General features: G+C 62.5%; 9 protein-coding genes. 1 reads left to right on the plus strand and 8 read right to left on the minus strand.

Going from position 1 to position 10,558, the window contains the following annotated elements:
• From polA to ACFE0K_RS09955, 8 genes are all read right to left on the minus strand, one after another.
• Positions 1-2,551 (minus strand): DNA polymerase I (gene polA, locus ACFE0K_RS09920; protein ID WP_434535910.1); only part of this gene is annotated, 2,551 nt, incomplete at its 3' end.
• 376 nt (positions 2,552-2,927) lie between these two features.
• Complete coding sequence (gene mnhG, locus ACFE0K_RS09925; protein ID WP_434535911.1) at positions 2,928-3,302, minus strand: monovalent cation/H(+) antiporter subunit G; 375 nt, start codon at positions 3,300-3,302, stop codon at positions 2,928-2,930.
• Positions 3,292-3,567 (minus strand): cation:proton antiporter, encoded by a 276-nt coding sequence (locus ACFE0K_RS09930; RefSeq protein WP_035245977.1) that lies wholly within the window; start codon positions 3,565-3,567, stop codon positions 3,292-3,294. Before ACFE0K_RS09930 ends, mnhG begins: the two co-directional genes overlap by 11 nt.
• A gap of 275 nt (positions 3,568-3,842) precedes the next feature.
• Positions 3,843-4,316: a Na+/H+ antiporter subunit E gene (locus ACFE0K_RS09935; RefSeq protein WP_434535912.1), complete on the minus strand. Its 474-nt coding sequence runs from the start codon at positions 4,314-4,316 to the stop codon at positions 3,843-3,845.
• Positions 4,313-5,806, minus strand: coding sequence for a Na+/H+ antiporter subunit D (locus tag ACFE0K_RS09940; RefSeq protein ID WP_434535913.1), 1,494 nt, complete (start codon positions 5,804-5,806; stop codon positions 4,313-4,315). Before ACFE0K_RS09940 ends, ACFE0K_RS09935 begins: the two co-directional genes overlap by 4 nt.
• The gene (locus ACFE0K_RS09945) at positions 5,803-6,150 is read right to left on the minus strand and encodes a Na+/H+ antiporter subunit C (protein WP_434535914.1); all 348 of its coding nucleotides are present in this window, start codon (positions 6,148-6,150) and stop codon (positions 5,803-5,805) included. Before ACFE0K_RS09945 ends, ACFE0K_RS09940 begins: the two co-directional genes overlap by 4 nt.
• A complete protein-coding gene (locus tag ACFE0K_RS09950) occupies positions 6,147-6,614 on the minus strand; it encodes a Na+/H+ antiporter subunit B (protein WP_434535915.1) in 468 nt (155 codons plus the stop codon). The genes ACFE0K_RS09945 and ACFE0K_RS09950 overlap by 4 nt, the downstream gene beginning before the upstream one ends.
• 161 nt (positions 6,615-6,775) lie before the next feature.
• Positions 6,776-9,103 carry a putative monovalent cation/H+ antiporter subunit A gene (locus ACFE0K_RS09955; protein WP_434535916.1) on the minus strand — a complete coding sequence of 776 codons (2,328 nt, stop codon included), beginning with the start codon at positions 9,101-9,103 and terminating at the stop codon, positions 6,776-6,778.
• Positions 9,104-9,522: 419 nt separating this feature from the next.
• Here ACFE0K_RS09955 and ACFE0K_RS09960 point away from each other — a divergent pair.
• Positions 9,523-10,558: proton-conducting transporter transmembrane domain-containing protein (locus ACFE0K_RS09960; protein WP_434535917.1), on the plus strand; the 1,036-nt coding region annotated here is incomplete at its 3' end.

Here is a 10,558-nt window from a genome sequence, read left to right on the forward strand (position 1 = left end):
CTTTCTTGATGATGTCCGCTGCGGTGCCCTGCATGGGGGCGTTGATGGCGGTGCGTTCGGCGGCCTGGCGGCGTTGGCCGTTGCTGCTGTGGATTTCCGGCAGGTAGAGGCGGCGGCCATAGAGGGTTTCCACGTAGCCTTTTTCTGCTGCCAGAGCGCGGGTGTCTTCCATGTATTTCTTTACACCCGGGTAACGCTCGAAGTAGAGCTCGATGTAGTCCTGGGCTTCCTTGCGGGGCAGGCCGAGTTGTTTGGCGAGGCCGAAGGCGCTCATGCCGTAGATCAGGCCGAAGTTGATGGCCTTGGCGTTGCGGCGGTCGTTGTCGCTGACGTCGTCCAGGCTCTTGCCCCACACTTCCGCGGCGGTGGCGCGGTGGATATCCAGGCCTTTTTCGAAGGCGTCGGTGAGGCCCTTGTCGCCGCTCAGGTGCGCCATGATGCGCAGTTCGATCTGGGAGTAATCGCAGGCGACAATCTTGCGCCCTTTGGGGGCGAGGAAAGCCTGACGGATCTTGCGGCCTTCTTCGCTGCGCACCGGAATGTTCTGCAGGTTCGGATCACTGGAGGACAAACGCCCGGTGGCGGCCACCGCCTGGTGGTAAGAGGTGTGTACGCGGCCGGTGCGCTGGTTGATCAGCTCCGGCAGCTTGTCGGTGTAGGTGTTCTTGAGCTTGGCCACGCCACGGTAATCCATGATCACTTGGGGCAGGGGGTATTCCAGGGCCAGTTCCTGCAACACGGCTTCTGCCGTGGAAGGCGCCCCCTTGGGGGTCTTCTTGATGACCGGGATTTCCAGCTTCTCGTAGAGAATCTCGCCGAGCTGTTTGGGGCTGGCCAGGTTGAATTCCTGCCCGGCGATTTCAAACGCTTTTTCCTGCAGCTCCGCCATGCGCTTGGCCAGGAACTGGCTCTGGTGCTTGAGCAGGGTGGCGTCCACGTAGGTGCCGTTGCGCTCGATGCGGCTGAGTACGGTGACCAGGGGCAGCTCAATGTCGCGGAATACCTCGGTCAGGCGGCCTTCCTGTTCCAGTTTCGGCCACAGGGTCTGGTGCAGGCGCAGGGTGACGTCGGCATCTTCGGCGGCGTAGGGGCTGGCTTCGTGCAGGCCGATCTGGTTGAAGGTGAGCTGCTTGGCGCCCTTGCCGGCGATTTCCTCGAAGCTGATGGTCTTGTGGCCCAGGTACTTAAGCGACAGGGAATCCATGTCATGGCGGGTGGCCACGGAATCGAGCACGTAGGATTCCAGCATGGTGTCGTAGGCCACGCCGCGCAGGGTGATGCCGGCGTCTTCGGCGAGCACGCTCATGTCGTACTTGAGGTTCTGGCCGATCTTTCTGAGCTTGTCGTCTTCGAGCAGCGGCTTGAACTTGTCCATCACCAGTTGCTTGTCGAGCTGGTCCGGGGCGCCGGGGTAGTTGTGGCCGAAGGGGATGTAGGCGGCCTTGTCGTTGACGGCGACGGCGAAGCCCACCAGTTCGGCGTTCATATAGTTAAGGCTGGTGGTTTCGGTGTCGAAGGCAAATTCGCCGCTGTCTTTCAGCTTGGTCAGCCATTTTTCCAGCATGGCTTCGCTGTAGACGATGTCGTAGGCGTCGCGGCTGATGCCGCTGGCCGGGTTGTCGTCCGCCTTCATTTCCACTTGTTCGCCGGCGCTTTCGGCGGCCGGGTCCTTGCCGCCCAGCAGTTCGCTGAGCCAGCCCTTGAATTCCAGGGTGCGGTAGTACTCGGCCAGTTTTTCCGCGTCCGGGGTTTGCAGTTTCAGGTCGTCCTGGTCTTCGCTGAGTTCACAGTCCAGTTTGATGGTGGCCAGCTGGTAGGAGAGGAAGGCCATCTCTTTGTGCTCTTCCAGCTTCTTGGCCATGGTCTTGGCGCCGCGGAAGCTGAGCTCCGCCACCTTGTCCAGGTTGGCGTAGATGTCTTCCAGGGAGCCGAGGCCCTGAATCAGGCCCAGGGCGGTTTTTTCACCCACGCCGGGGACGCCGGGGATGTTGTCCACCTTGTCGCCCATCAGGGCGAGGAAGTCGATGATCAGCTCCGGGCCCACGCCGAATTTCTTCTTCACGCCGTCGATGTCGTAGAGGGCGTTGTTCATGGTGTTGATCAGGGTGACCTTGTCGGTGACCAGCTGGGCCATGTCCTTGTCGCCGGTGGAGATCAGCACGGGCTTGCCCTGCTCGTGGAAGATGCGCGCAAAGGTGCCAATCACGTCGTCGGCTTCCACGCCTTCCTCAATGATTAGCGGCAGGCCCATGGCGCGGATCAGGTCGTGCAGGGGTTGCACCTGTTCGCGCAGGTCATCGGGCATCGGTGGGCGGTTGGATTTGTATTCTTCGAACAGCTCGTCGCGGAAGGTCTTGCCCTTGGCGTCGAAGATCACCGCCATGTAGTCCGGGTCGTAGTCCTTCATCAGTTTGCGCAGCATGGAGGCGACCCCGCGCACCGCCCCGGTGGGCTGGCCGCTGGAGGTGGTGAGTGGCGGCAGGGCGTGAAAGGCGCGATACAGGTAGGAGGAACCATCGACCAGGATGATGGGTTTTTCGGCTGCGGACATGAGGCTCGACTTCTGCTGACGGAATGATGGGGAGAGTGTAGCGGAAAAGGGCTTGGGCTACAGGCGGGGGTGGTTGGGGTGGAAACGCTTTTTTTACCACAGAGGGCACAGAGGACACGGAGTTGGAATAGGGGGGGCTGTAGGGTTGTCGCGGGCAATCGGATCGGCCTGGGGGGATTCCGTTGCTAAGGCTCCGGTTCGCGCCTCAAGCGGCGTTATTCGCTACGCTCACCCTGCGGGCCGTCCTGCGGACGTTACTCCGCTTCGCTACGTTCCTACATGGATCGTTGTCGCGAGCAAAATCCCGGGCGCTGACAATGCTGGCAAGTTGATTGGGTTTTCCCTCAGTGATCTCTGTGTCCTCTGTGGTAAATCATCATGTGTCTTTGTCGTCGTCCGGGTTGTGGAGGATGTGGGTGTCCGGGTCGTAGCGGTGTTTCAGGTCGTCCTTGAGCATCTTGTCCCACAGGGGCACGCCGACGAAGTAGGCGGCGCGGCCGATGGCGTGGGCGGCCACCGGGGCGGTGAGCAGGATGAACAGGATGATGGCCAGGGTGCGGGCGGTGACGCCGGCATCCAGAAAGTGGGTGGCCACGGCCAGCATCACCAGCCCGGTGCCCAGGGTGCCGGCCTTGGTGGTGGCGTGCATGCGCATCAGCAGGTCGGGCATGCGTAGCACGCCGATACCGGCCAGGAACATGAAGAAGGTACCGGTGACCAGCATCACCGATACCAGCAGGTCATTGATCACCTCGGTGGCCTCCTTTTTCCAGATAACGGGCAAAGCCTACGGCGGTGAGAAAGGCGGTGAGCGCCAGTACCATGGCCACATCCAAAAAGGCGGTGCGGTCGTTGCTCAGGGCGTAGACGCCGATAAAGGCCACGGTGAGCGAGGCCATCAGCTCCAGCGCCACCACCCGGTCGGGCAGGGTGGGGCCGCGTACCAGCCGTACCAGCGCGCAAAGCAGCGCCAGGCTGAGCAGCAGATAGCTGATAAAGAGTGCGCCTTCCAGCATGTTGGTCTCCGTTGTTGATCGTGTTGCCAACCTCAATGTTTCACCACAGAGGGCACAGAGTTCACTGAGGAAAAAACCAATCTATTTCCTGGCAAGTGCTCAAGGTGGGTGGGTCATGCATCGTGCATCGCGAAACCATTGCTATTCGCGATGCAAGCATCGCTTCCCACATAAAAAGCCAGAAACGTTGATCGTTTTTCATGTTATGACTCAGTGTTCCCTGTGTCCTCTGTGGTAAAAAAACGTCTTTGTGTTCCTGCCACATGAAGCGTTCCCTATTCCAGTAACGCCAGCACCCGGTCTTCCAGTTTACGGATCTGTTCACGCAAATCGTCTTCATTGTCCAGGTACATCGCGTGCAGGTAGAGCACGCTGCGATCGCTGGAGACGTCCAGGCTCAGGGTGCCCGGGGTCAGGGAAATCATGTTGGCCAGGATGGTGATGGCGCCGTCGGTTTTTGCCCGCAGGGGCACGGCCACCACCGCCGGGCGCATGTAATGGGTGGGGGTGAGCACGTCGTAGGCCACCCGTAAATTGGATACCACCAGGTCGCGCAGGAAGTGGCCCAGCAGCAGAAACAGCCGGGGCACTTTTTTGCGATAGCGGGCGAAGTCCGGTACGTCGCGCAGGGCGAAGCCGAGGATCAGGTAGCCCAGCACAAAGCCCACCAGTAAATTGGCGCCGCTGAAGTTGCTGGTGACGGCAGCCCAGATCAGGGCCAGGATCAGGTTCCAGCTTAATGGGCTCATGGCGCCCCCCCGAGCACGGCGGTGATATAGCGGGTCGGGTCCAGTAGCTGCTCGGCGGCGGCCTGGGCCAGTACCAGCACCGGTTGCGCGCCCAGGCCGATGGCCACGGTGATCAGCGCCAGGCCGGTCACGGTGGCATAGAGCAGGGTGTTGCTGCCACTGGCGGCGGAAGGCGTGTCTTCCGGGGCGGCCTTCCAGAACACCTCTGCCCAGATCTTGGTCATGGAGTAGAGCGTCAGCAGGCCCACCACCAGGGCGGCGGCAACCAGGGCCCAGGCGCCGGCCTCCACGCCGCCGCGAATGAGGATGAACTTGCCGAAGAAGCCGGACAGCGGTGGCATGCCGGCCAGGGACAGGGCCGGGATCAGGAACAGCAAGCCCAGCCAGGGTTTGTCCCGGTACAGGCCGCCCAGTTGCTTGAGTTCATAGCTGCCACGCAGGCGGTAGACCAGGCCGCTGACAAAGAACAGGTTCGCCTTCACGATGATGTGGTGAATGATGTAGAAGATGCCGCCGGCCAGCGCCAGCACGCTCACCGAGGCCAGTGCCAGCCCCATGATCATGTAGCCGATCCGGCTGACGATATGGAACGACAGGATGCGGCGGAATTCGAACTGGGCGGCGGCACCCAGCACCCCGGTGACCATGGTCAACCCGGCCCCCCACAGCAGCACCTGGCGGATCAGCGGGTCATCCATGCCGAAGATCAGGGTGAACACCCGGAACAGGGCATACACGCCGACCTTGGTGAGCAACCCGGCGAACAGGGCAGACACCGCCACCTGGGGGGTGTGGTAGGACGCCGGCAGCCAGAAGAAGAACGGGAACGCCGCCGCCTTGATGCCGAAGGCCACCATGAACAGCATGGCGATCACCGTGGTCATGCCGGAATCCACTTCCCCCAGCTTCACGGCAATGTCGGCCATGTTCAACGTGCCCACCAGACCATAGAGCAGCCCCACGGCGGACAGGAACAGGGCGGAAGACAGCAGGTTGAGGGTCACGTACTTGATCGCCCCTTCCATCTGTGCCCGCTCGCCGCCCAGGATCAGCAGGGAGAAGGACGCTACCAACATCACCTCGAACCACACATACAGGTTGAAGATATCACCGGTTAGGAAGGCGCCGTTGACCCCGGCCAGCAGCAGGTGCATGAGCGGGAAGTAGCCGCCCTTGCGATGGGCAATGCTGATGCTGCCCAGGGAATAAAACGCGGTGGCGGCACCGGTGACGGCGCTGAGCAATACCATGATGGCGGCGAGCAGATCGCTGACCAGCACGATGCCGAAGGGGGCCGGCCAGCGGCCCAGTTCGGTGACGATATGGCCGTGCTCCCAGGTGGCGAGCAACAGCGCCACCGCACTGGCCACCAGAGCCACGCTGCCGATCACGGCCAATGCGGCCTGCACCCGCTGGGAGTGCCGGCCCAGCAGGGACAGGGCGCCGGCCGCCAGCGGGATCAGAATGGGCAGGATAACCAGCAGGTTCATGTGTCGGTATCCCGCATCTGATGCATGTCATCCGCTTCCACCACCTCGTAGGCGCGGCGGATCAGGACCACGGCAAAAGCCAGCACCCCGAAGCCGATAACGATGGCGGTGAGGATCAGCGCCTGGGCCAGTGGGTCGGCCACCAGGCCTACCGGCATCTGGGCGTCGTCCGGCACCAGCGGCGGGGCATCGCGGCGCAGGCCGGCGGCGGTGAAGATCAGCAGGTTGGCAGCATTGGAGAGCAGCACCAGCCCGATCACCAGTTTGACGATGGAGCGGCGCAGCATCATGTAGATGGCGGCGGCGTAGAGCACGCCCACCACCAGGGCCATCAGGCTGGTCATGTGTCTTGCTCCGCCAGGTTGATGATGATGGTGCTGGCGGTGCCGATCACCACCAGAAACACCCCCAGATCGAACAGTAGCGGCGAGCCCAGTTTCAGCTCGCCGAACACCGGCAGGCTCACGGTGAGCCAGTGGGCGGTGAGAAACGGCTGGCCGCTGAACAGGCCAAGCACCCCCGCCACCAGTGCCAGAATCAGCCCCCAGGCGAACAGGTCACGGGGGTCCACGCGCAGTACCCGCCGGGCACCGGCTTCGCTCATGGCAAACAGGTGCACGGCGATGGCGGCGGACGCCACCAGCCCTGCGATAAAGCCGCCGCCGGGGGCGTTGTGGCCGCGCAGCAGCAGGAACAGGGCGAACAGCAACAGCAGCGGCAGCAGGCAAAAGCCGGTGGTGCGCAGGATCAGTGACTGGGTGCGCAGGGCGTTGCGATCCGGTGGTGGGATGCGGCGTCTAGACTGCATGGGGCCTCCGGGAAGCAAGCTGCAAGCTACAAGCTGCAACGCGATGAAGGACGCCATGTTCTGCAAGGCTTTCCCCGCGATTAACGGTAAGGCGCGGGCACAAACGATCAGAACCTGAAAGCACATAGCGCGTTGTAGCTTGGGGCTTGCAGCTTGCCGCTTTAATCATGGGTTTCCTCCGGTTCCGTGGTGTCACCCTTGCTGCGTAGTTTGAGCATGGCGTAGATCCCGGTGGCGGCCAGCGCCAGCACGAAGATTTCGCCCAGGGTATCCAGGGCGCGGAAGTCCACCAGAATCACGTTGACGATATTGCGGCCGTAACCGGCGGGCACGCTCTCGCTGATGAAGTAGTGGGCAATGCTGCCGTGGTAACGACTGCCCAGCACGCTGAGCAACAGCACCGTGACCATGCCGCCCACGGTGATGCCCACCAGGGCGTCCGCCAGGCGGGTACGGGTGCGGGTCAGGCGCAGGAAGCCGGGCAGGCGGAACAGCACCAGAACCAGCATGATTACGGTGAGGGTTTCCACCAGCACCTGGGTGATGCTCAGGTCCGGGGCGCTGAACAGCACATAGAGCAGGGCGATGGAAAAGCCTACCGCGCCCAGGCTGGCCACCGCCCCCAGCCGTGATTGCAGGGTCACCGCCGCCAGGGTGGCGCTGACCAGCACGGCGGCGATCACCGCTTCGTGGAGCTGAATGTCTGTGAAGTCCGGGCGCAGCTTGAGGGCATCCGGGTGCAGCCACAGGGCGGCGACGACCAGCCCCACCAGGGTCAGCAGCGTGCTGATCAGGTAATAGCGCAGGTAGCCGCTTTGCAGCAGCCGGGTCTGGCCATTGGACAGGGCGACCAGGCCATCCATCAGGCGGTGATAGGCCTGCTCCGGGCCGAACCGGGCCAGGGTGTCCGCCCAGCGGGTGTGATGGCGAAAGCCCTGCCAGTAGCGGAACAGCACCAGCCCCACCAGCACCGCGCTGAGGCTGATCAGCAGAGCGGTATTGATGCCGTGCCACAGGGCCAGCGGTTGCGTCACCGTCTCGCCCAGGCTGGCGCTGGCGGCGGCGCTGAGCAGGCTGCGGTCAATCAGCCCGGGAATCAGACCCAGCAGCAGGCCCAGGCCGGCCAGCAGAGCCGGGCCCAGCAGCATGGCCGGCGGCGCTTCGCTGGGGGTGTGGGTGAGCGGCGCGGGCTTGCCGAACCAGGGGCGAATACCGATCACGGCGGCCACGGCTACCCCCAGGGTGGCGGCGATAACGATGGCGGCACTGAAGAGCGGCGCCAGGGCATGGCCATGGTCGAGGCCGGCCTTGAGCAACTGTTCCTTGGCGATAAAGCCGAACAGAGGAATTATCCCGGCCAGGGACAGGGCAGCCAGGCCGGCGCTGGCGCTGGTCACGGGCAGGTAGCGGGCCCAGCCGCCAGTGTCGAGGAAATCCTTGCGGCCGGTCTGGTGATCAATGATGCCGGCCACCAAAAACAGGGCGCCCTTGTAGAGGGAGTGGGCCAGCAGGTAGCTCATGGCGGCGAGCAGGGCGGTGCGGGTGCCCAGGCCGATCAGCATGGTCAGGGTGCCCAGGGCCATCACGGTGGAATAGGCCAGCATGCGCTTGATGCCGGTGGCGCGCAGGGCCAGGAACACCCCCAGCACCATGGTGATGGCGCCCGCGCCGCCCAGCAGCAGGAGCCACAATTCTGTGCCGCCCATGGCCGGGTGCAGCCGTGCCAGCAGGTAGATGCCGGCTTTCACCATGGTGGCCGAGTGCAGGTAGGCACTCACCGGGGTGGGCGCCGCCATGGCGTTGGGCAGCCAGAAGTGAAACGGGAACTGGGCGCTCTTGGTAAAGGCGCCGAGCACGATCAGCACCAGTGTCAGCCCGTAGAGCGGGTGCGCGGTGATGGTGTCGCCCCGGGTGATCAGTACCGACAACTCATAGCTGCCACCGATCTGGCCCAGCAGGATAAAGCCGGTCATCAAGGCCAGCCCGCCGCCCACGGTGACAATCAGGCCTTGCAGAGCCTTGGCCCGGGCGTTGGCGTCTTCGTGATTGAAGCCGATCAGCAGATAGGAGGTGATACTGGTGAGTTCCCAGAACACGAATAGCACGATCAGGTTGTCGCTGAGCACCACGCCGAGCATGGAGGCCATGAAGCACAACAACAGCACATACAGCCGGGGCAGGTCCCGGTGGTCTTCCAGGTAGCGACCGGCATAGATGAAGATCAGCGCACCGATGGCGCAGATCATCAGGGCAAACAACAGTGACAGGCCGTCGAGCATGAAGCTCAGCGGCATGGCCAGCGCAGGGACCCAGTCGATATGGGTAAGCAGGGGGCCTTGCTGGGTGACGGGTAGCCATTGCAGGAAAAAATACAGCGTCAGCCCGGCGGGGAGCAGGGCGAGAAGCCAGCCACTGTAACGGGGGAAAAGCCGATGCAGGGCCGGGGCCAGGGGTGCGAGCAAGAATCCAGACAATATGCCTGTCAGCATGGCGCTCCGTTATCAGTAGCCCGCTTGCGCGGAAGATGACACCGCCGTAAAACGATGATTAGCTTAGAATTATCCTACGCATGATGTGAAAACTCAGGCAAGGTAAAGTTCCGGTTCAGGGCGAAAAAAGCAGCTTGTCGCTACTTATTTAAGAGCGCTGATTGGTGCAAAAAAAATATGCATATATTTTTTGCATGGGTCGATAAAGGTCTGCCCCGTACATCGCTAACCCTGATGGTCGCTGGCTTTCTGTTGTCTTGCTTGTCCGCTGTTACCGAAGCGCCACCGTGGGATTCTTGCAAGGGAAGGGGGGCATGGCATACTTGCCGGGCTTTGCTGCCTGGATGGTGGCACAAGGGGGTCATTGAATCCGCAAGGATTTATTCAGCGGTTCCCGGAATGGATATTCAAGAGAGCACATGATGTTGCCTGCAATTGTTCTGCTTCCTCTTCTGGCGGCGCTACTACCCATGTTCACCCGCCACCTGGGCCGCCGTTGGTGCGCTCTGCTGGTGGCCCTGCCGGTGGTGGCCGCCCTGGCTCTGTTGGCCCAGGCGTCCTTGCCGATCTGGGAAGGGGGGATGCAGCAGTGGTCCATGGCCTGGTTGCCGTCTCTGGGATTGAACCTGGCCCTGCGCCTGGATGGCCTGGCGTTGCTGTTCTGCGTGTTGATTCTGGGCATCGGTTTGCTGGTGGTGGTGTATGCCCATTATTACCTGCCGGCCAAGGATGACGGTGGCCGCTTCTACACCCTGCTGCTGCTGTTCATGTTCAGCATGCTGGGGGTGGTGACCAGCGATAACCTGCTGTTTCTGGTGTTTTTCTGGGAGCTGACCAGTCTCAGCTCCTTCTTGCTGATCAGCTACAAGCAATACGACAGTGCCGCGCGCAAGGGCGCACGGATGGCGCTGACGGTCACCGGCATGGGCGGCCTGGCGCTGCTGGCCGGGGTGCTGTTGATTGGCCATGTGGTGGGCAGCTTCTCGCTGAGCACGGTGCTGGAGAACGGCGCCCTGATTCAGCAGCACGCCCTGTACCCGGTGATTCTCTGCCTGGTGTTGCTGGGGGCGTTCACCAAGAGTGCCCAGTTCCCGTTTCATTTCTGGTTGCCCCACGCCATGGCGGCGCCCACGCCGGTGAGTGCCTACCTGCATTCGGCCACCATGGTGAAGGCGGGCATCTTCTTGCTGGCGCGTTTCTATCCGGTGCTGGCCGGCACCGACCTGTGGTTCTATCTGGTTACCACCGCGGGTATGGCCACCCTGCTGTGGGGGGCAATATGGGCCCTGTTCCAGCATGATCTGAAAGGGTTGCTGGCGTTTTCCACCATCAGTCACCTGGGGTTGATCACCCTGCTGTTCGGTCTTAATTCGCCGCTGGCGGCGGTGGCCGGGGTGTTCCATATTATCAATCACGCCACCTTCAAGGCGGGCCTGTTCATGGCTGCCGGCATCA

The organism is Alcanivorax sp. (assembly GCF_051117345.1).
GTDB lineage: Bacteria > Pseudomonadota > Gammaproteobacteria > Pseudomonadales > Alcanivoracaceae > Alcanivorax.